The following is a 21892-nucleotide window of genomic DNA, read 5'->3' on the forward strand; positions in this document are numbered from 1 at the left end:
AAATACAGAAAATGAAAGACACAAAGTAAGCATCAAAACACTTTTCATAACAATTACACCTTCAAGTAAAACATAACATGTTTATAGCGAGCTAATCGCGTGTATTTCTACCATAGCGTAGCTCGTTTTCTTATTGGTTTATTTTTAACAAACTTGCCAACTAATTGCCAGTGTTATTAAAATTCATACATGCGCGTTTTCTTCTCAGTATAAAACGAGCGACTGGGTCGTTTTCTTGACTATGCGAGCGACTGAGCTATAACTGTATATACATACAGCACCAATTCTATGGATTGAAAATGAAAACTCGTTCTGCGTATTTAAATTACATTTCGGACTATATGCTCACTCGACAGTATTCACTAAGAACTATTAATGCTTATTTGAGTTGGATCGCAAACTTTATTCACTTTCACAACAAACGCCACCCAAGCTCAATGGGAAATTCAGAAGTCGAAGCGTTTTTGGACCATATTGTATTAAAACGTAACATGTCAGCTAAAACACAAAGTGCAGCTTTAAATGCGCTAGCTTTTTTATATAAACATATTGTCAAAAATGAACTTTCGTTAAACTTGAACTTTGCTCGAAGTAAACGACAACCCAAATTACCTGTTGTAATGACACCCGATGAGGTCAAACAATTGATGATTCATCTATCTAAGCGATATTACTTAATCGTGGGGTTGATGTATGGTAGCGGCCTGCGAGTGATGGAAGCTGTGCAACTGCGAGTAAAAGACATTGATTTTGATTATAAATGTATTCAAATTTGGAACGGGAAAGGCAATAAGCATCGTATTGTTACACTTGCAACTGAGTTACTCCCGTTACTTAGAAATCAAATAATGCAAGTTGAAGAATATTTGCAATTAGATTTACAAAACGAACAATACGCAGGCGTATGGATGCCAAACGCTTTAGCTCGTAAGTATCCGTCAGCTAACAAATCACTCGCGTGGCAATACTTATTTCCTTCCTATAAATTAAGTAGTGATCCAGAAACTGGCGAGATACGGCGTCATCACTTCCATCCTACATGTGTTAGAAAAGCGGTTAAAAAGGCATTAAAGCAAACCAATATTACAAAGATTGTGACGCCTCATACCTTTCGTCATTCTTTTGCAACACACTTATTACAAAGTGGAGCAGATATAAGAACGGTGCAAGCTCAGTTAGGTCATACAGATGTTAAAACCACGCAGATTTACACTCATGTTTTACAGCAAGGGGCAAACGGTGTTGTTAGCCCATTAAGCAAAATTTTCTAGCGTAAAACCCGCCATGAGGCAAACAAATGGACAAAACACATATTTTCCAGTAGTAAGAATGTAAATCCATCAAAACCACAATATGCATAAAAACATATCACAAAGTATTTCAATATAGCCATTTAGAATACTGAAACAATATTTGGAGGATATCTATAAAACTTTTTTATATACCTCTTTTTGTTGCCGCGTACTTTTTCGTGCGTCATAATCTAACGCCTTATTTATTAGCGGACTTTTTATGAACTGGCTTGCGCAATTACCGACTCAACGAACACCTTGGCTTTTATTCACTGCGATTGTTTTTATGCTAGAAGTAACCGCATTGTTTTTTCAATATAAAATGGGGTTAGCGCCCTGCATTATGTGTATTTATCAACGTACCGCGGTGTTAGGATTACTTGGCGCGGGTATTGTTGGGTCAATTAATCCACAAAGTAAAATAATGCGTATAGTTGCTTACATTACTTGGGGAGTATCGAGCATTTGGGGGTATTTAATTGCCCGTGAGCACATAGATATGCAAACAACAACAGATCCGTTTGCGTTTAGCTGCGAGTTTGAGCCTAACTTTCCATCGTTTATGCCGCTGCATGAATGGATACCGAGCTTTTTTGAAGCCACTGGCGATTGCGGTAACATAGATTGGGAGTTTTTATCGCTCAGTATGCCGGCTTGGATGGAAATTATTTTTGGGCTATTCGCTCTAACATTTTTTATTGTATTAGGTAGTCGCTTAATACTAAAAAGAACGGTTTAATAATTATGTTTACCTTTTTTTCTAGTCAACTTAAACAGTTGCAACATTTAAAAATACGCGAGAGACAGCTTGTTATAGCACGGTCTTTATCAATGCTGTCACCTACCGACCGTGTATTACTGCGTATTATCAAAATATTGCTATTAAGCCCGTTGTTTTTAATATTTACACTTTTTGAAGGTTGGATAATCATTCCCTTTTTAATACTCGGTGGGCTTTTTTATCCGTTATTAACCGCTCCGGTCGATATAAATTTTGCCAGAAAAAACTTAGACGAAGCACTACAACAACATGAAAAGGGCGCTTAGCGCCCTTTTGCTAAAGTTTAACTTTTCCTTCTAACTTAGCCATTACTTTTTTGCCAATCCCCTTCACTTTGGCCAAGTCCTCAAGGCTTGTAAATGAACCATTTTCATCTCGGTAATTTACTATTGCTTGTGCTTTCTTTTTACCAATTCCAGGAAGTTTAGCCAACATTTTTGCATCTGCATCATTAATACTTACCGCTTCGATGGGAGCCATAGATTTGCTCACTTCAGGTAATTGCGCGTAAGAGGTAGTAATGGGTAGGATACTTAGCAAACTTGCTATAAGTAAAAGTTTAAATATTTTCATTTATTCGTCCTTATTGTCCATTTTAGAACATATTTATTTTAATTATTAGGGAAGACCATAAATGACAAACGCGAGGCTAGCCACTTTGGAAGTACCTAAATGCATCATCACTTTTATCCGAAATCCTTAAAATGCAGCTGGTACAACCAAGTGATATATTAAATAAAGTTAAGTTACCGTTTTTTGTCAAATTTAAGACACTTAAAAATTACAACTCTGCGCTTGCATATTTACTTGCAAACCTTTACTGTATATAAAAACAGTAATCTTATGGTTTTTTATAAACCACAGTGCCAAGCAAGTTTGCAGGAGAAATCATGGCTGTTGTTGTTAAATATGTTGTAGAACGAAACGGAGTCGAGCGTATGACGTTTACTACTAAGAAAGAAGCTGATGCCTATGACAAAATGCTAGACATAGCAGAATCACTTGAGCTGATGCTAGAAAAAGTAGACGTGCCACTGAGTGAGCAACAAATAGAATCGCTTGCGTTAGAAATAGCAAAAAGTAAAGACGACTTTATGTCGGTACTTAAAGGTGCCAAAGAGCCTACGACTAAAGCGGCAAGTAAAAATAAAAAATCAGATAACGTTGCATCTATTGACGATAACAACGCTAAACAAGCAAGCTAAACATTTTGCAAATAAAAAGGGAGCAACTTAGTTGCTCCCTTTTTTATAGCTTTTATAAAAACGAATATTAATTAAAGCTCTTTTTCAACTTCATCAAATAACGTTGTTATATCTGAGTTAGGCTCATTGGTTGCTAAACTTACAACTACAATAGCAATACTTGCAAGTATAAAGCCTGGGACAATTTCGTACATTACGCTACTTAAACTTTCACCGTTGATTGTGAATGGGCCATAAATCCATAGTAAAACAGTAACTGCACCCACAACCATACCTGAAAGCGCACCCGCAAAGTTCATACGTTTCCAGTAAAGGCTAAACAATACAAGCGGACCAAATGCAGCACCAAAGCCAGCCCATGCATTACTCACTAAGTCTAAAATAGAGCTGTCTCTATCGTATGCGAGGTAAATAGCAAGTATTGCAACAATCGACACACTAATGCGCCCTACTAGTACAAGCTCTGCGTCACTGGCTTCTTTACGTAAAAATGTTTTGTAAAAATCTTCCGTTAGTGAGCTTGAGCTTACTAATAGCTGAGATGAAATTGTACTCATTATTGCAGCTAATATTGCTGCAAGTAAAAAGCCAGCAATAAGTGGATGAAACAACAGCTCTGACAGGATCAAGAATATAGTTTCAGGATCATCCACAACTATATTATTTTCATAAGTGTATGCTGCACCAAAAATACCCGTACCTACTGCACCAATTGCAGCAACAATCATCCAAGACATACCAATACGACGTGCTGTTGGCATATCTTTAACACTGCGCACCGACATAAAGCGAACAATGATATGTGGTTGACCAAAGTAACCCAAGCCCCACGCCATTGCTGAAATAATACCTAGCGCAGACCCTGCGCCTATCCAACTTAGCATGTCTGGATTAACACTGTTTAGGGTTGACTGCAGTGGTTGCTCTAATAAAGAGTAAGCTACAGCGGGTACTAAAATAAGTGCAATAAACATAATACAGCCTTGCACGAAGTCAGTTAAGCTAACCGCTAAAAAGCCGCCAAAGAGTGTATACAAAACAACAACACCCGTTGTGATGTATAGCCCCATTTCGTAGCTTAAGCCAAATGAGCTCTCAAATAGTTTACCACCGGCAACAACACCTGAAGAGGTATAAAGTGTGAAGAACACAATAATTACAACAGCCGACACAACTCGGAGTAAATTTGATTTATCGTTAAATCGGTTAGAAAAGTAATCAGGGATGGTAATAGAGTCATTCGCTTTTTCAGTGTAAACCCTTAAACGCGGCGCGACTAAAAAGTAGTTTAACCATGCACCGGCAATTAAACCAAATGCAATCCATGTGCTACTTAAGCCAGTAACAAACATGGCGCCAGGTAACCCCATTAAAATCCAGCCACTCATATCTGAAGCACCCGCTGAGAGTGCTGCAACACTTGGCGACAAGTTTCTACCACCCAGCATATAACCAGAAACATCACTTGTTGACTGCTTATAGGCATATAAACCAATACCTAACATAACAACAAAATATAGTGACAATGAAATGATCATTCCTGTTTCCAAATTCGCCTCCATAAAACAATTAAAAGTAGCAGGCTTTTGATCCGAATATTGACTCTTAAAATTTTATAATAAAGTCACTATTAGGATAAAAGCATTCCTTCGGACTATATCATGCTTGTAACAAAAATCTCTATTTGTTGTATTTTCTTAGTTTAAAAATAATCATGTTGAAAACAATTGCTAAAAAAACTTTTTTACACGCAAAAAAATAGCCAAACGCTTTTATTTAATAATGATATTTTATTATTTAGTAAAATATACAGCATGCTATTTTGTATGTTTTCTAATATATTATTACAATAGCGACTGACTTGACTGACACGGATTTTTTTATGTATTTTTATGCTGCGCGCCAACCTATTTTAAATCGTGATAAAGAGCTTATTGGTTATGAGCTTTTATTTCGTGATGGCGTGGATAATGTATTTCCCAATATAGATGGTGACGAAGCAACTACACGCTTAATTGAGGGCAGTCAGTTTAACTTTGGTTTAGAAGACTTAACCGATAACAAACCCGCTTATATTAACTTTACACTAGAAACCTTACTTAAGGGTTACCCTACCCTGTTGGGTAAAGACACCATTGTTGTAGAAATACTTGAGACAATTCAACCGGGTAAACGTTTACTTGCGATTGTTAAAAATCTCAAAGACAAAGGCTACACCATCGCGCTCGATGATTACATTCACCAGCCGGTATGGCGCCACTTTTATCCGTTTATCGATATTATTAAAATCGACTTTTTAACGTGTGATTTAGCAACAATAAAAACCATTATAAAAGAGCTAAAGGCGCACCCTCATATAAAGCTTTTAGCTGAAAAAGTAGAAACGTACGAAGCATATAGCTTAGCGTTAGATCTTGGCTTTGATTATTTTCAAGGGTTTTTCTTTTCAAAACCAGAAATGGTACAAAGTAAAGCGTTACCACCATCAGAAATGGCACTTGCAGAATTACTTTACCAAACGTCAAGCGTAGAGATGGACCTAAAAAAAATCACCGATGTATTTGAGCGCGACGTAAACCTATCTTACAAACTGCTCAGATACTCAAACTCAGCAGCCTTTACACGACGAGCTGAAATAAGCACAATAAAACAAGCACTTATTGTTTTAGGTGCTCAAGAGATCAAAAAACTTCTCTCTTTGTTATTTGCTGCACAAATATCGGCTGATAAACCGGTAGAGTTAATTAGGCTATCACTTACACGCGCTCGCTTTTGTGAGCTGTTAGCTATTTCACATGGCCAAATGAAAGACACCGGCATGGCATTTTTAACCGGTATGATGTCGTTAATGGACGCTATTTTAGATGAAAGTATGCAAAGCGTGATGCAAAAGCTTCCTTTGTCTAACGATATTAAGGCAGCTCTGTTAGATAACGAGGGGTTATTAGCGCAATACTTGAACCTTGTTAAACATTACGAAAAGGCTGATTGGTCACAAGCAAACGACATTTCAACAGCACTTAATATTGCCGATAAAGTACCTGATGCGTATCACGAGGCACTTAGTTGGGTGAACGAGCAAATGAGTTTGATGGTTAATACCTAATACTTGCTAAGCAATATTATAAAAAACGCCAGCATTAAGCTGGCGTTTTTATTTTGATTTGGCTTATAAACTTTCTAAAAAGTCTTCATCAAAGTCGGCAGGCTCTTCTTTAATTGGCGGGTTACCATCGTAAAGTTCGAATAACTGACGCTGAAAATAAATATCTTTTACAAATAAATACGGGTCAAGTGAGTCATTTAAAAGCCCTTCTTGCGCCATTAATGAAGCACGCGCTTCTACCGCTTTTAACGCAAATACTAGCACCGTTTGTGGCGTAGTTAAGGCAATTTCAGGCAAAACAAAGTTGTCTACTACGTCACCGGTTAAGTTTCTTGCTGTAGTAGGCCCCATTGCAGGTAGCATTAAGTATGCACCATCACCAATGCCCCACACACCCATTGTTTGGCCAAAATCTTCATCTACTCGATTTAAACCAAGCGAGCTAGCTACATCAAAAATACCAAAAATGCCCACGGTAGAATTCACTAAAAAGCGCGCAAGGCTTACACTTGCGTTACCCGGTTTACCCTGTAGCCCCGCATTTACCATATCAACCGGTGCAGTTAGGTTATCCGTAAAGTGAACAATGCTTTGACGCACAGGCACAGGAGTCACAGCAACATAACCAACCGCTGCTGGGCGAAGTATGTAAGCGTCTAAAACATCCATATTAAAGTCATACAACGGACGGTTAATACTTTGCAGTGGATCTCTTTCATCAACTTTGCTTTCTGGTACTTGCGCACAACCGGCCAGTATCAAAAAGCTTAAAAAAGCTAAACTTTGTCTTAACATTTTTCGTCCTTAAGGTATTAATGTATCTATTTTAAGTTGGTATTCACTTACACTTTCACGCTTTAATGAGCCAGAATGCCCTTCTAATTCACCTGAACTTGGCATAACAGAGTCATCAAGCGAAATACGCGCCGATATAATAATATCTTCTGCGCTAGATAAGTTCATACCTTCAACCATGGCAGTGCTGTCGTTTAACTCAACTGTAACAGGGAATGAATATGAAGTGAGTTTTACAGCAGCAATCGGCATTGGCGAACCATTTGCCGCTTTTGCAAATACAAATAAAGTCCCCTTTTCAGGCAGTTTATTTATAAGCTCACTGGCAACATTAACGGTAACAGCAATGCTGTTGGCTTTAGTTACTGGCATTACCGAGCCTTCGCTTTGCATTTGCAGTTCAATATCTGCAATACGCTGAGATATTAAACTATAGCGAGAATCATTTTTTTCCATACTGGCTAGTAATACTTCAAAGGCGGCTTTAGCTTGAGGCCAGTCTTTTCGCTCGTAAGCAATGAGCGCTAATAACGAAATAGCATCTAAGTTAGTCGGTTCTGCGTTTAATACTTTAGACAACATACCCGCTGCACGCGTCATATTCGCTTCGCTGCCTTCAAGTAGCAAAATTTGGCTGTAACTTATTAACACCTGTTTATTATCGGGGTTCATGCGCAGTGCTTTATCAAATGACTGCTGAGCCATATCAAACTCATTCAGTGACATAGCAACACGACCAAGTAACATCCATGCCATTTCGTCATCGCCTGAACGGCTTAACTTGGTGCGTAACGCCAGTGCAAATGCTTGTAACTCGTTTTGAGTAAGCTGCTCGCCTTTTTGCATCACAGCGCGCTCGCCGTATTCGCTCAGGTTATCCATGGCATCGTGCCATGCTGAAATTTGCTGTTGACTACCCGTTAAACTGTAAAATATACCGCTTAGTGCAATAACAAATGCGCCGCCTGTAAGGGCAAAAATACGGTTGTTACCTTTGCTAATTAATGATTTTTCTGGTGAAAGCTCATTAAGCAAACGGCGTTTTAGTTCAACTATCGATTCAGAATAGTTAGCATCATCTATTCGTTGATTATCTAAATCGGTCTTTAAATCAACCAAACGTTGTTCGTAAATACTTATAAGCTCGGCATTTGCGTTGTGAGTAATTGTTTTAACACGCTCTTTTTGTAAAAAAGGCAGCATAACAAACGCCAGTGCAATCAGTGTGAGTAAAGCAAAACACGCCCACATTAAAATCATTTAACTTTGCTCCTGACGTTTATTTTGTTCAATTAGCTTATTTAAAAGTACTTCATCTTGGTTGCTCCAAGTCTGCTTTACAGACGCTTTACGCTGACGAATTACAATAAAACCAAACCCAACAATAACAATTAATACCGGCAATACCCAAAGCACCAGTGTTGCTGGTGTCACAGGTGGGTCGTAATGAACAAAGTAACCATAGCGGTCAATCATGTAGTCAATTACTTCATCTTTGGTGTTGCCTTCTTTAACTAGCTCTACCACTCTTTCACGAAGGTCTTTGGCAACTATAGCGTCAGAATCAGCAATGTTTTGATTTTGACATTTAGGGCAACGAAGTTCTTTTGTAAGCTCTTCAAAACGAACCGCTTGCTCGTCGGTATCAAATACGTAGCGATCAGTTTGCGCTAATGCACTCGTAGTTAGTAAAAGGCTGAGTGAAAACAATAGCCACTTCATTATTTTAGCTCCTGCATCATAGGTGCAAATTTAGAACGCCATACTCGTGGATTTATATCACCGGTATGGTGTAGCAAAATAGTGCCGTTTTTATCGATTAAAAATGTTTCTGGCGCACCTGAAACACCCAAATCTAACGACAGCGTTCGATGTAAATCCAAAATATTAAACTGATAAGGGTTACCCGCACGCTCAAGCATATCTTGTACTTCAGTACGTAGTGCTTGCATGTCAAACGGGCCATCAAAGTCGGCGTCGTAACCTTGCACATAATACAAGCCAATAATTTTAACGCCTTGCTCTCGCAGCTTTGTTAAGTAACCCAGCTCAGCTAAACAGGTTGGGCACCAAGTGCCCCATACATTTAGTAAATATACCTCGCCTTTTAACGCTTCGTTGGTCCATTGCTTGTTGTCTTGCATTAAATCAGGAAGCGTAAATGCAGGCATTTCATGGCCTATTCGCCCAGTTTGTATTTCGCGTGGGTTTGCAAATAAACCTTGGTATAAAAACACACACACAAAAGCAAATACTAAAAGAGGCGCTATGGCTAACAATTTACGGTTCATAACACACTCTCCGCTGCTGCTTTTCGAGCTGTTTTTGCAGATGTACGGTAACGTTTATCAAACAAAATCATAAACCCTGCAAGTGAAATTAATACACCACCAATCCATAACCAACGCACAAACGGCTTGTGGTATATGCGCAGAGACCAAGCCCCTTGGCTTAATTGCTCGCCTAGAGCAAGGTATAAATCACGTGTGAAGCCAGCATCAATGGCAGCTTCTGTCATAAATTGCATGCCAATATCGTATTTACGTTTTTCAGCGTATAAACGAGTGACTACATCATCGTTTTTTAGCACCGTAACAACACCAGCATGGCCACTGTAATTAGGTCCACGGATTGTTTTAACACCTTCAAAGCGGTAGTTGTATTGATTAAGCTGCACTATATCGCCTTTCTTCATCGATACATCACGCTCAACAGAGTACGCAGAGGTTAACGCAACACCCGCAATAACAAATGCCATACCAATGTGGCCTAGCACCATTGCCCAATAACTAACACCTAAGCGTTTTAACCCTTCTTTTAATGTGCCATGCACTGCGGCTTTAGTGTAAATGTCAATCAAGGTTGAAACAGCAACCCACACACCCAGCGTTGTTGCTAATAGCGTAAGTGGTGTCACTTCGTCGTAAGCTGAGAACAACCATACGCAAGTAATCGCCACACTGGCCAAAATACCTACAACAATTTTATTTTGCAAAAACGCCCATTTGTTTTGCTTCCAGCGTAAAAAAGGACCAATGCCCATTAAAATAGCAAATGGCACAAGTAGTATTGCAAACATTTTATTAAAGAACGGTTCACCTATAGAAATACTGCCCAAGCCCATTTCTTTGTGCACCATAGGCAATAAAGTACCCAATAATACAATTAAGGTCGCCACAACTAAAAAGATATTATTTAGCCATAATGCCACTTCGCGCGATACAAATTTGTAGCGTCCTTCGCTATGAACTTGCGATACGCGTAATGCGTAAAGCGCCAAACCACCGCCAACAACTATTCCTAAAAAGGCGAGTATAAACAGGCCTCTGTCGGGATCTGTTGCAAACGCATGAACTGATACAATAATACCTGAACGCACAATAAACGTTCCCAGCAAGCTTAACGAAAATGCTGCAATTGCCAGTAATACGGTCCACGATTTAAAAATGCCGCGCTTTTCTGTCACGCTTAGCGAATGAAGTAAAGCGGTTGCAACAAGCCAAGGCATAAGGGACGCGTTTTCTACTGGATCCCAAAACCACCAGCCACCCCAGCCAAGCTCTGCATAAGCCCACCAACTGCCAATAGTAATACCTAAGCTTAAAAAGCCCCACGCGGTCATTGTCCATGGACGTGACCATTTGGCCCACGTGTTATCAAGCTTACCTGTTAACAGTGCTGCAATAGCAAACGAAAAAGCAACCGATAGCCCAACATAACCCATGTAAAGTAATGGCGGGTGAATGATCATTCCGGGGTCTTGTAAAAGCGGATTCAAATCTCGCCCTTCTACCGGAAAATAAGGAAGTAAACGTTCAAATGGGCTTGATAATAGTAAGGTATACATCATGAAACCAACACCTAAAAAACCAAGCACGCCTAAAACACGGGCACGTAGAACCCAAGGTAATGACTTTGAGCGAGCAGCAACAACAGCAGTCCAACCTGCTTGCATCACTAACCAAAGCAATATTGCTCCTTCATGGCCGCCCCATGTCGATGTTATTTTGTAATACCATGGCAGTGTGCTACTCGAATGATACGCCACATAAGATACGGTAAAGTCGTCAGTTAAACTTGCGTAAATAAGCGCAGCAAACGAAATTAATACAAACGCAAACTGGCCAATAGCTAAAGAGGGGGCAGCACGCATTAAGCGAAGATTACCTGTATGCGCGCCCCAAAGTGGAAAAATACATAATAAAACGCTCAGCACCATGGCAAGCGTTAAAGAAAAATAACCAATTTCTGGGATCATAGCTAATTACCACTATCTAAGTTGTATTTTGGTTTTTCATGCTTAATACCTTTAACCGCTTCAGCAACTTCTGCAGGCATGTATTCTTCATCATGCTTGGCCAGTACTTCAAACGCTTCAATGACATTAGGCTCAATTAAAACACCTTGCGCAACAATACCCTGCCCCTCACGAAACAGATCAGGTAATATCCCCTGATATTTCACAGTCACTAATGGACCTGTATCAATTAATTTAAAACTCACTTCTAAGCTTTGCTCGTTTCTTTCAACAGATCCAGGTACTACCATGCCGCCAATACGAAGCTTTTGACCAATAAAAGGTTTTTCTTTGTTTGGGCCTTTGCCATCAATCAATTCGCTTGGGGTATAAAATAGGTTTATGTTTTCTTGTAAAGCATAAAGCACTAAGCCTATGGCAGAACCCAAACCAAATAAAATAGCAACAATCACTAATAAGCGTTTTTTACGTCTAGGGTTCATGATGCTTGCTCCTGCTTGGCTTGTTTTATACGCTCTTCACGCACAATTTGTTGCTCTACTGAAGCCATAATATGCTTAGTATCTCTTAAAGAGCTCACTAAAATACCCAGTAGAATAAGTGCGCATGTGCCAAATGAAAGCCATACATAAAATCCATAGCCTCCCATTGCAATAAAATCAGAAAAAGAGTCAAACTGCATAATTACCCCCTATTAAGCAACTGGCGCACCCATGGGCGATGCTTTTCACGTTGCAAAATTTCATTTTTAAGACGAATTAAAGTGACTGTGCCAACAAACGCTGCAAAGGCTAAAATATTTACCATTAATGGCCAAAACATGCTTGGGTCAACTGCATTGGTATTGAATTTAGTGATGCTGGCTCCCTGATGGAGGGTGTTCCACCACTCAACCGAAAAGTGAATGATTGGTAAATTGATCACCCCTACAATCGCTAAGATAGATGCAGCACGGCCCGCTGATTTTTTATCTTCAAAAGCGTGGTATAACGAAATTACGCCCAAATATAAAAATAATAAAATAAGCTCCGATGTGAGTCGTGCATCCCACACCCACCAAGCGCCCCACATAGGTTTACCCCATGCAGCCCCTGTTATAAGTGCTATTGCAGTCATACATGCGCCAACTGGTGCAATTGCTATAACGGCAAGTTCTGCGTTTCTGAGTTGCCATACAAGCGCAACAATGGCGGCAATGGCCATAGAGGAATATGCTCCCATTGATAAAATGGCAGAAGGAACGTGAATAAAAATGATACGGTAGCTGTCTTTTTGTTGGTAATCGGCAGGTGCAAAACCAAGCCCCCACACCCAACCAACGAGCATACTAACAACCGTAACTACGGCAAAATAAGGCAGAAACGTATTGCATAACTGGTATGCACGCTCTGCTTTAGCATAGGGATGTAACCACTTCCACATTAACTTATACTCACTTTTAAAGCTGACGATATGGCGATTGGTGCGCTAATAATAGCGATGACTAACATAGCACCAAGGATGGCAAGTTGCCCGCTATAATCCAGCGACATAACACTGGTATCGATAGCCGACGTTGCAAAAATTAGAACAGGAATATACAAAGGCAGTACGAGTAAACTCATCAAAATACCCCCTTTTTGTAGCCCAACAGTAAGCCCAGCACCTATTGCACCAATAAAACTTAATAACGGTGTACCCAATAATAACGTTAAAACAGTGGCCACCAGCGCATTACTATCTAAATTAAGTAATAACGCGAATAACGGGGTCATTAATACAAGGGGCAAACCCGTCACAACCCAATGTGCAGCCACTTTTGCAAGCACTGTAAGTGACAATGGGTACGATGAGGAAATTAACTGCTCAAGAGACCCATCATTAAAGTCATCTCTAAACAGTTTATCTAAGCCCAACATGGTAGAGAGTAAAGCTGCAACCCAAATGATACCGGGCGCCATTCTAGCAAGCAGACCGGGCTCAGGACCTATTGCTAACGGAAACAAAGAAATAACAATTAAAAAAAACAATATTGGGTTTACAATTTCTGCTCGCTGGCGAAAAGCAAGCTTTATATCTTTAGTAAAAACCGCACTGAATAGTAACCAATAAGAGTGTTGACGAGTCATCAGTGGCGGTACTCCAATGTGATTGTTTGTAAATCACTAAAGTGAGTAGTTAGGTCTTGGTGGGTAGTTAATAATATGGCGCCATTATTATTTAAATGTTGAGTAAATCGCTGCTGCAAAAACGCAACACCGCTTTTATCGAGCGCAGTAAATGGCTCGTCTAACACCCATAAATTTGCGTCGCTTAGCCAAAGTCTAACTAATGCAACTCGTCGTTGCTGGCCTGCCGACAGCATTCTAACAGGCACATCTTCAAGACCGACCAAGCCTAGTTTTGCTAAAATTGGGTAAAGGTCAGGCTCATTTGAATAACCGTTGATCCGTAACCAAAAGCGTACATTTTCAACAGCGCTCAACTGAATGTTAACACCCGTTTTGTGGCCTATAAAAAGTAAGTCGTGGGCGAACTCTTCATAGTATTTATTTATTGAGCGTTCTTGATACAAAACCTCGCCTTCATCAGGCGCAGAAAAGCCAGCGATGATACGCAATAACGATGTTTTACCAGCCCCATTAGGACCCGCTAATTGCATGATTTGACCGCTTTTAAGGCTAAAATTAAGGTCCGCAAACAAACAACGTTCTTGCTTGATGCAGGAGACGGACTTAATGTGTAACAAGATGACGATTCTCTCTGCCAAAAATTAGGCGTTAGTCTACCATAATGATAGGGTAATACGAATATTGCTTTAAAATCGATTCACTTAAAATAGAGAAAACTTGATTTAAAATAATGAATACGCCAACGCAAATAACATTATCCAATTCATTGGTTATCAATTCATCAACTAATAACCAAACCAATGAGTTACCACAAATACCAAGTGAAGTACTTGCGGCTAAAAACATTCAATTTTCAAAAGACTCTATCACGCTAGAAGTGCTGGTTAATAAGCAATGGCAAACGCTCAGATTAGGCACAAGCAATGCCCCTCAATCTTTAGATAAAATTGCTAGCGCGCGCATTCAACTAAGCGAAGACGGAAAGCAGCTATCTATTTTGCCAAATGTAGCAACAATTAAACTTAACCAGCCTGCCCAATTACAACGCTTATTAAATTTTATTAGTACCGGTGCAGAGGTTGAAAGCAAGCCACTTTCAGTTCAGCTTGCTTTAGCGCCTGCACCAAAGCTAATTATTGATAAGCTCAATGCTAGTATTGCCATAAATAAAGATGTTGCTCAGCTACTCAGCACAGAGCAACCTTTAAAACTAGCCATAAGTACCAACAGTAAAGGCGCACAAATTGATGTTATTAACCGCTTTGCTGATACCGTTCACACCCAGCCTTTAAGCCAAACAAAGCTGGTTAAAATGCTAGCAAGCTTGTTACCCAATGCACAACTACAGGCAACGCCTAAATTAGCCATTTTAACGCATCCGCAAAAATCAGGCTCTTTCACCACGAAAGTATCAAACACGCAGCTTGCTGAACTGCCTAACTCGCCTGTGAAAGTGACTGTTGCAAATCAAGCCGATAAGCTTGTAATAACAACACAAGCTCAAAGCGTAAAAGTGATGCTGAGTAACTCTTTTACTAAACCTTTTAATGAATTACTTACTGCGCAACACGCTAATTTACAAACCGCGCCAGCGCAGATTAATAACACCGCTAAAGTAAGTCCGCTGGTGAGTAGCCATAGCCCTATAAAGTCTTGGCTGCAAACTAGTTTTAGTGATTTAAAAACACGAATCAATGATGCAGTAAATTATTTTGAAAACAAATCGTTTGCAAACGAAATCAAAACTCAAATCGCACCATCACTCACTTTACAAAAACAGTTTATCGCCCCGTCCTCACTAACAAGTAGAATTAATTTAATTGAAAATGCAGGTATACAAGTTGCTAATAGTGCGCAAAAGCCAAGTACTGAACTTGTTAATATTTTACCTAAGCATTTTTCTCAATTACCCCCTATTGTGCAGTTAACACAGCTAATAAAAGCAAATGTTGCTATTTGGCAGCCTCCTAGTGCCAAAGTTATCAGTAGTCATTTGCATATACCCAATGCTAATACAACAAATACACCAGAAAATAAGCAGCCACCAATCGAAAAAGTCTCAGCCCACAGTAAAACAGAGGTAGGTACACAATCAGGCGCACTGTTAAGTGCTCAAATAAAAGCAGAACCCGCAACCAAAAATACAGAGCAAGTATTAAAAAACCAAACAGTGCAAGTTCAATCCACCTTGAGTAACGACCTACAAAAACAAACGACAATTAAAGAGTTAAATTCTCTTCCTGTTACAAAAGTGGGGTTTAGCCATGCTCAACAATCTAATGCAGATAATAAACTGGCCACACTCCCCACCCTGAAAGCCAATAGCCCAGCAACCCAACAAACACATGCTGTATCTTCTACACCAGCAAGTAACACCCTATTTAATACAGTATTTAGTAACACAACAACTATTGCCTCACCGAGCCAAATGTTGCAACCTATTGAAGCTAAGATATTAACGCCGCTTTTAAAGCTGCCACCAACGCATGATTCAACTCACACACTCACTGAAGAAAAAATTTCATTGAGCAGTCAAATAGCCGATATTCAAGTTAAAGCGACTAAGCAAACACCTGACCTCAATGCGCTGGTTAATCAAGCTTTTAATCGTATGGTATCAAGCAGCAACGTTAGCCCGACTGCCGTACAAAGAGAGATATTAGCGACGCTGCAGCCTCACAGCCTCACGCATGACACCCTGCAAAGTAGCTTTACCAAAGGGCTTGAACAGCTAGCGGTTAGTATTTTGGCGGCGCCTATTATTAACCAATCTGTAGCCCCAATTACCTTTGACTCAAAAACAGGCATTGATGCATTACTACAGGTGCTTATGCCTACGTTTAAAGCTGGTAAAGCGAGTTCAAAAATACTAGAGCAACTTCAGCAATCACAAGTGCAAGCGCTTGCTGGAGAGCTTACTCAGGTTAAAAACACGCTCACACAGGTAAGTGTTTCAACACCAAATCAGCAACCCGAAAGTAACCCGCTGGCACAGTTTTTACTTCCGATGAAATTACCGCCAGAAGCAGCCCAAACAGAAATAACACTAGGGCAATATAAAAAACCATCGGCCGATAAGCTAGAGCCTAAAAATGTCTGGTTTGTTAGATTAAATTTTGATTATGCTGATCTCGGTCAACTACAAATTACCGCCGAGCTAATGGACAAATCGCTCGATTGCCAATTATTAGCATCAAGCCAAGAAGTGAGTGCCATTGCCCACCCTCACCTTGATAACCTGCGCTCAAAACTGGCTAAACACGGCTTACAAGTTGCTGAACTAAACCTAAAACGAGGGGAGGCAACCCATGCTGCTTTTTATAAATCCCATGCAATTATTAATATTAAGGTGTAGCTATGAGTGATTCCCCTAAGAGCAAGTCGGCAATTGGCCTTTTATACGAAGCAGGAAGCACGCCTTCAGTGAGCGTTAAGGGGTTTGGGGAGTTGGCGGAAGAAATAATCGCTGCAGCAAAACAAAAAGGGATCATGATCCACGAAGATCCCGATTTAGCTAAAACCTTATCGCACCTCGAATTAGGTGAAGAGATTCCAAAAGAGCTTTATTTTGTGATTGCAGAACTGATTGCGTTTTCGTATGTATTACGTGGGCAGTTCCCACCAGGGTGGCAGGACTTTCAAGGTAAGCTAAATATAAAAGCTTAAAATTGAAAAAGGCGCAAAGCGCCTTTTTCATTTACTTTGGTAAATTAGTCATTTTTTTCTGTTCAAGCATTTCTTTCCAGTGCATTACTTCGCTGGGTAAAATAGGAGTTTTACCTTCAAAGCCAGCCACTTCAAGCATCTCTTCAATACTTATAACACCTTTTTTACTTTTAAATACGCCACGTACGTACGCAATCGCATGCAAACCACGATCAGAATGAAATTTCTGCTCAATGTAAAAATACTTATGATCCCAGCCAACTAACTTAGTGCTAATAGTGTATTTTTGCATGGGTTTAATATCACGAATGTAAGTAATAGCTGTTGCATTAACAATAGGAAACCAACGTCGTTTCATTATTTGTTTTAGCAAACCTACTCGCTCAGTCATCCACGTACGCGACAAGTCCATCATGGCCAAATAGCGCGAATTAGTTAAATGTAAATTAATATCACAATCTGTAGGAAGTGCTTTGTAATCAATATCTACCGTATCGAGTAAATCTTGATAGTGTTTATTACGCTTAATTTTAAAAAATAATAATAGGAGTCGAATATATAAGTTCACAACAAAGGTCTTACCAGCAAAATTTTACTGAGTGTATCACAAGCACTTGCTAAGACGTATGTTCTCCCTTACTCTTTATTACTCATATATATAAAAAAAAAATGCTTATGAAACCTCTACTACATATAATTACGTTTATTGGATTACTAGTACCAAGCTATTCAGCGCTAGCTGATTTTTCATTACCCGGCAAAGGCACTATTACCTACTCAACGGGTATACAAAAAGAATTTGACTTTGGTTTTGCTTGGCAACAAAAAGCTGAACAATTTAAAATTGGCGCTAAAAGCTACAATATGCAAAGTATTCCAAGTTCATACTCAGTTGCAATTACACTATCAAAAGATGAAAGCCAGGTATGGGTTCAAGAGTTTAACAATGGTTTTATTGAAGGGTTTAATTGGCAAATTGGTGAGCATACTGTGTCACTAAAAAAACAAAAGTTTAGCGACCGAGTAAAAGGCGATTATGTAATCGAGCTTAACAACCGTAGTTACTTTTTTACCCGTAACAATGCCAGTATTGTTATTAACTTTAATGAAGACGGTATAGAAACGATTGCTATTGATGGTGTTACAAAAAACATGGGGACTAAAAGCTAGTCCCCTGTTTTAATTTTAGAGTCATCTAAACTTTAACAGTTTTTCTGTTTATACCGTAGTCACGCAACTTATTTGCCACTGCGGTATGACTAAGCCCTAAGCGTTTAGCAAGTTGCCTTGAGCTTGGGTAAGCAGGGTAAAGTTTACGCAGCAACGTTGCCTCAAAACGCTTCACAGCTTGATCAAGCGAGCCTTCAAAGTCTGACTCCAAATACCCTAACTCATGTGTAAACGTAGGTAGTTGTAAATGCTCTAAACGTAACTCGCTATCATCTAACAATGAGACTGCGCGATAAATAGCATTTTCAAGTTGGCGAACATTACCCGGCCATGGATATTCTTGTAAAAAACTCAAGCACTCTTGTGATAATAACGGAATAGCATGGCCATTTTGCTGGGCATATTTTTGGATAAAATGCTCTGCCAGAGGACCCACATCGGCTTTGCGATCTCGTAATGGAGCAATTTCGAGAGTTAATACATTAATTCGGTAGTATAGGTCTTCTCTAAACACACCTTCTTGAACCATTGCGGGTAAGTCTTTTTGAGTAGCGGCTACAATACGAACATTAACTTTTACTTCGTTCTCATCGCCTACTTTTCTAAACGTTCCGTCTTGTAAAAAGCGCAAAAGTTTAGTTTGTAGCTGGGTCGACATTTCACCCACTTCATCTAAAAATACGGTACCGCCGTCAGCTTGCTCGAGTACACCACGTTTAGGCGCTGCATTTTCTTCGTAGCCTGCATAACCAAAAAGTTCAGACTCCGCTACATCATCAGGTAACGACGCGCACGAAAGCGCAATAAACGGCTTAACAGAACGGTTTGACGCATAATGACACGCTCGCGCAAGTAGCTCTTTACCTGTGCCTGTTTCACCCGTAATGAGTATGGGTGCTTCTAACTGTGCCATTTTTCGTGCTTCACGTACAACACGGCGCATAGCAGTACTAAAATTATGAATGGTGGCAAAGCTTTCTTGTCCGTAGCGCCTAAATGCACTAACTTGCTGACCTAAACGACTTTGCGACTTAATGTTAATAACCGCACCAGCTAAAACATCGCCTTCACTGCCTTGTGGCACGGCAATTGGTAAAATATCTGCAATAAAGTCTTCGCCAGCTACTTCAACCCGAGTGGTTTGGCCTAACACTTCCTTGCCCTCTAACCAACGCGTAAAGTTAAAGCCCTTTAGTAGGTTATTTATGTTAGCGCCAATAACCTCTTTTTCACTTAACTGCAGGTCTTTACACGCAGCATCGTTGCATAAACGAACCCAACCCTTAGCATCAATAGAAATAACACCATCAGGTAATGCACGTAACAAGGTATTTAATTCGTTATGCTCTCGCTCAGAAGGGAGAAATGCGGTAGTGCGCACATCATGCACACCATCAATCAGACGGATAGAAGGCATGATTTTTTGAAACTGCTCAAACTCTATTTCTGGAAAGCTCACATACATACGGCAATTGACAGAATCGACCTCAATACCTTTTAAATCAACACTGTAGTTAACTAAAATATTAAGGATTTCTTGGGCTATACCGATCCTATCAGCACAGTGAATATCTAGACGCATACATCCTCAAAGCAGGAAAAACTAAATTAGCCGAATAATACGCTAAGTCGCTTTGATAAGGTAGCTTATTGTAAACATTTTTGGACAAGTCTGCGTTTTAATTAACACATAAGAATAACAACATAAACACGCTACACAGCAGAGCTAGCCTGCTGCATAGCTAAATTACTTTTAACCTTGAGGGTAAGCAGACCATTCTTCGCCATCAAGTTGTATGTAAGGTCGTTTATTCACATACATCATGATTGTGCCCGCATTTTCAGCAACTTTTGGTGCTTTTGGCAAGTTTTCAACTAAATTGGCAATGCTGTTATTACCCCCAAAAATATTTGTCTCAAGTGTTTTTGCAACAATTTCAGATAAGGCAAAGTAACTAGTCGATTCGTTAATCATAATCTGCGAGTAGCTTTTAACGTCTGGGCCAATAAATTTAATAGCAGCTGGTACAGATACAATAGTAGGGCTTGGTATTTCACGAAGGCCAGCAAACTGTACCTTGTCACCTTTTAATGCTGCACCATGTTCGGGTACTACCATTAACATGACATTACGGCCGCGCTTTTCAAGGTTTTGAATAAAACGCTTAATATCAGATAATAAATTAGCGTGCCTGATTGGGTAACTTTCAAGGCTATTCATGCGTTTTTTATTGGCAAGCTGGTTACCATCGTGAAGGCTTGTTGTGTTGTAATACATTGCACACGGCTCACAATCTTGCGCTTCATTTTTAAGCCAACTATCTAGCACTGCACCGTCAGAATAAATAGGACTGTCATCAAAGCCGTATTGCGCTACTGGAAGTGAATCAATATTAAGTGGTTTATCGTTTAGGCCACCAAAGCGATTAACCAAACCTTTAAAGTCATCGAAGTGGCCATCGTGGTTCATCACAACGCTGCTTTGATACCCTAATTTTTCTAAATTTTTAAATAAATAACATTGCTCTGGTGCATCACTAAATAAAGCTGTTTGGCTTGTTTGCCCACAACTTGCGCGTAAAAGCCTTATAGCTGCAGGCCCACTGTAAGATGTTGCTGAGTTAAAATCTGAAAACACCACATCAAAATCATTAAACATGTCTTCAACACTAACGCCAATAGCGTTCAAGTCATCAATCGCCATTGAACAAATATTTAAAACGATGACATCGAACAGTTCGCCATTAACTTGCGAAGGAAAATGGCTAATTAAATGGCTTTGTTGTTGATAAAAGTCTGACAATTTTTGATCAGGCGTTTGGCTTTCGCGCGTGATGACTTGTGTTTGATTAATAGGCTCATTTCTAATTGTTGTATTTGTAGAGTTGGCATTTACTACTGTGCCTGGTTGTTCACCCTCTCCTTGCCATCCAATCAAAAGCAGCCCAACAATTGTAATTGTTGTAAAACGTAACCACTGAGATGTATACCAAAAACACACGGTAATAACGAATAATGCCAATAGCATATCTACACTAATTACACGTGCTAAAAGTTCAAAAAAATAGCCGAAGCTGAAATCTTGAACATTACCAGCTTGCTTTGTCAGCCTATTTATTGGCGGCAACCAAGAGTCTTGGTAAAGTATGATAATCGCAAAAATACCACCAAGTACATGTTTTAACTTTTCAAAAGTCGATTTATTAAATTTGATTGCTAAAAGTGCTGCGAGGGCTGCATTGGTTAATACATTAAAATCAATTGCGCCGTAATAAAACAAGGCAAATTTAGCTAAGAAATAAAGATTCCACGCTCCTAAACCTGATAATTTCACTGCTCATCCTTCTTTTTTTTATTCGGTGTATAAGGTTCAAGTACTTCGTGTTTAAAAGTAAGCTTGTAATAATATGTTTTTACTCTGGCCAATATTTGAGTTGCCGACATACAAAGCACAATACCGACTATAATTGCCAAAATAACGGTAATAAAAAGCTGATTAATACTCATT

General features: G+C 39.6%; 24 protein-coding genes. 8 read left to right on the plus strand and 16 right to left on the minus strand.

Features of this window, described 5'->3' with window-relative positions; translation table 11 throughout:
* Positions 1-299: 299 nt before the first annotated feature.
* From R0J88_RS02840 to R0J88_RS02850, 3 genes are all read left to right on the plus strand, one after another.
* Positions 300-1271, plus strand: coding sequence for an integron integrase (locus R0J88_RS02840; protein ID WP_410899021.1), 972 nt, complete (start codon positions 300-302; stop codon positions 1269-1271).
* A gap of 241 nt (positions 1272-1512) precedes the next feature.
* Positions 1513-2031: a disulfide bond formation protein DsbB gene (dsbB, locus tag R0J88_RS02845; RefSeq protein ID WP_138740469.1), complete on the plus strand. Its 519-nt coding sequence runs from the start codon at positions 1513-1515 to the stop codon at positions 2029-2031.
* Positions 2032-2036: 5 nt separating this feature from the next.
* Complete coding sequence (locus R0J88_RS02850) at positions 2037-2339, plus strand: DUF6170 family protein (protein ID WP_010557081.1); 303 nt, start codon at positions 2037-2039, stop codon at positions 2337-2339.
* Between the two features lie 10 nt (positions 2340-2349).
* Here the strand turns inward: R0J88_RS02850 and R0J88_RS02855 are convergent, their stop codons facing one another.
* Entirely contained in the window at positions 2350-2646 is a 297-nt protein-coding gene (locus tag R0J88_RS02855; RefSeq protein WP_138740467.1) for a ComEA family DNA-binding protein, read from the minus strand.
* A gap of 317 nt (positions 2647-2963) precedes the next feature.
* Between R0J88_RS02855 and R0J88_RS02860 the strand changes: the two genes are divergently transcribed.
* Entirely contained in the window at positions 2964-3278 is a 315-nt protein-coding gene (locus R0J88_RS02860; protein WP_008127619.1) for a YebG family protein, read from the plus strand.
* A 71-nt stretch (positions 3279-3349) separates the two neighbouring features.
* Here the strand turns inward: R0J88_RS02860 and putP are convergent, their stop codons facing one another.
* Entirely contained in the window at positions 3350-4828 is a 1479-nt protein-coding gene (gene putP / locus R0J88_RS02865; protein ID WP_010557080.1) for a sodium/proline symporter PutP, read from the minus strand.
* Between the two features lie 332 nt (positions 4829-5160).
* On the opposite strand from putP, the gene R0J88_RS02870 reads away from it, so the two are divergent.
* Positions 5161-6384, plus strand: a complete 1224-nt coding sequence (locus R0J88_RS02870; RefSeq protein WP_410899022.1) for an EAL and HDOD domain-containing protein — start codon at positions 5161-5163, stop codon at positions 6382-6384.
* A gap of 63 nt (positions 6385-6447) precedes the next feature.
* Here R0J88_RS02870 and R0J88_RS02875 read toward each other — a convergent pair whose 3' ends face one another.
* From R0J88_RS02875 to ccmA, 10 genes are read right to left on the minus strand one after another with little or no spacing between them, the layout of a single operon-like run.
* Positions 6448-7179 carry a VacJ family lipoprotein gene (locus R0J88_RS02875; RefSeq protein WP_008127611.1) on the minus strand — a complete coding sequence of 244 codons (732 nt, stop codon included), beginning with the start codon at positions 7177-7179 and terminating at the stop codon, positions 6448-6450.
* 9 nt (positions 7180-7188) lie between these two features.
* A complete protein-coding gene (gene ccmI / locus R0J88_RS02880) occupies positions 7189-8439 on the minus strand; it encodes a c-type cytochrome biogenesis protein CcmI (protein ID WP_410899023.1) in 1251 nt (416 codons plus the stop codon).
* Positions 8440-8901: a cytochrome c-type biogenesis protein gene (locus R0J88_RS02885; RefSeq protein WP_008127607.1), complete on the minus strand. Its 462-nt coding sequence runs from the start codon at positions 8899-8901 to the stop codon at positions 8440-8442. It lies immediately after the preceding gene.
* Complete coding sequence (locus R0J88_RS02890) at positions 8901-9470, minus strand: DsbE family thiol:disulfide interchange protein (RefSeq protein ID WP_006791390.1); 570 nt, start codon at positions 9468-9470, stop codon at positions 8901-8903. The genes R0J88_RS02885 and R0J88_RS02890 overlap by 1 nt, the downstream gene beginning before the upstream one ends.
* Positions 9467-11437: a heme lyase CcmF/NrfE family subunit gene (locus R0J88_RS02895; protein ID WP_010557076.1), complete on the minus strand. Its 1971-nt coding sequence runs from the start codon at positions 11435-11437 to the stop codon at positions 9467-9469. The genes R0J88_RS02890 and R0J88_RS02895 overlap by 4 nt, the downstream gene beginning before the upstream one ends.
* Before the next feature lie 2 nt (positions 11438-11439).
* Entirely contained in the window at positions 11440-11919 is a 480-nt protein-coding gene (gene ccmE / locus R0J88_RS02900) for a cytochrome c maturation protein CcmE (protein ID WP_006791393.1), read from the minus strand.
* Positions 11916-12119 (minus strand): heme exporter protein CcmD, encoded by a 204-nt coding sequence (gene ccmD / locus R0J88_RS02905; RefSeq protein ID WP_006791394.1) that lies wholly within the window; start codon positions 12117-12119, stop codon positions 11916-11918. Before ccmD ends, ccmE begins: the two co-directional genes overlap by 4 nt.
* A 2-nt stretch (positions 12120-12121) precedes the next feature.
* Entirely contained in the window at positions 12122-12859 is a 738-nt protein-coding gene (locus R0J88_RS02910; protein WP_410899024.1) for a heme ABC transporter permease, read from the minus strand.
* Positions 12859-13545, minus strand: a complete 687-nt coding sequence (gene ccmB, locus R0J88_RS02915) for a heme exporter protein CcmB (RefSeq protein ID WP_277053468.1) — start codon at positions 13543-13545, stop codon at positions 12859-12861. Before ccmB ends, R0J88_RS02910 begins: the two co-directional genes overlap by 1 nt.
* The gene (gene ccmA, locus R0J88_RS02920; RefSeq protein ID WP_336624182.1) at positions 13545-14186 is read right to left on the minus strand and encodes a cytochrome c biogenesis heme-transporting ATPase CcmA; all 642 of its coding nucleotides are present in this window, start codon (positions 14184-14186) and stop codon (positions 13545-13547) included. The genes ccmB and ccmA overlap by 1 nt, the downstream gene beginning before the upstream one ends.
* 92 nt (positions 14187-14278) lie before the next feature.
* On the opposite strand from ccmA, the gene R0J88_RS02925 reads away from it, so the two are divergent.
* Together R0J88_RS02925 and R0J88_RS02930 are read left to right on the plus strand one after the other, a co-directional pair.
* Positions 14279-16903 carry a flagellar hook-length control protein FliK gene (locus R0J88_RS02925; protein WP_410899025.1) on the plus strand — a complete coding sequence of 875 codons (2625 nt, stop codon included), beginning with the start codon at positions 14279-14281 and terminating at the stop codon, positions 16901-16903.
* 2 nt (positions 16904-16905) lie between these two features.
* Entirely contained in the window at positions 16906-17214 is a 309-nt protein-coding gene (locus R0J88_RS02930) for an EscU/YscU/HrcU family type III secretion system export apparatus switch protein (RefSeq protein ID WP_008127583.1), read from the plus strand.
* Between the two features lie 31 nt (positions 17215-17245).
* Here the strand turns inward: R0J88_RS02930 and R0J88_RS02935 are convergent, their stop codons facing one another.
* Positions 17246-17782 carry a thioesterase family protein gene (locus R0J88_RS02935; protein WP_006791400.1) on the minus strand — a complete coding sequence of 179 codons (537 nt, stop codon included), beginning with the start codon at positions 17780-17782 and terminating at the stop codon, positions 17246-17248.
* Between the two features lie 107 nt (positions 17783-17889).
* Here R0J88_RS02935 and R0J88_RS02940 point away from each other — a divergent pair, with 107 nt between their 5' ends.
* On the plus strand, positions 17890-18384 hold the full coding sequence (locus R0J88_RS02940; protein ID WP_008127581.1) for a hypothetical protein: 495 nt from the start codon (positions 17890-17892) through the stop codon (positions 18382-18384).
* Positions 18385-18409: 25 nt separating this feature from the next.
* Here the strand turns inward: R0J88_RS02940 and tyrR are convergent, their stop codons facing one another.
* From tyrR to R0J88_RS02955, 3 genes are all read right to left on the minus strand, one after another.
* Positions 18410-19966, minus strand: a complete 1557-nt coding sequence (gene tyrR / locus R0J88_RS02945) for a transcriptional regulator TyrR (RefSeq protein WP_006791402.1) — start codon at positions 19964-19966, stop codon at positions 18410-18412.
* 171 nt (positions 19967-20137) lie between these two features.
* Positions 20138-21718, minus strand: coding sequence for a cellulose biosynthesis protein BcsG (bcsG, locus tag R0J88_RS02950; RefSeq protein WP_410899027.1), 1581 nt, complete (start codon positions 21716-21718; stop codon positions 20138-20140).
* Positions 21715-21891: a hypothetical protein gene (locus tag R0J88_RS02955; protein WP_006791404.1), complete on the minus strand. Its 177-nt coding sequence runs from the start codon at positions 21889-21891 to the stop codon at positions 21715-21717. The genes bcsG and R0J88_RS02955 overlap by 4 nt, the downstream gene beginning before the upstream one ends.
* Position 21892: the final 1 nt, after the last annotated feature.

Origin of the sequence: Pseudoalteromonas sp. SIMBA_162, from assembly GCF_046535955.1 — a bacterium.
Lineage (GTDB): Bacteria > Pseudomonadota > Gammaproteobacteria > Enterobacterales > Alteromonadaceae > Pseudoalteromonas > Pseudoalteromonas marina.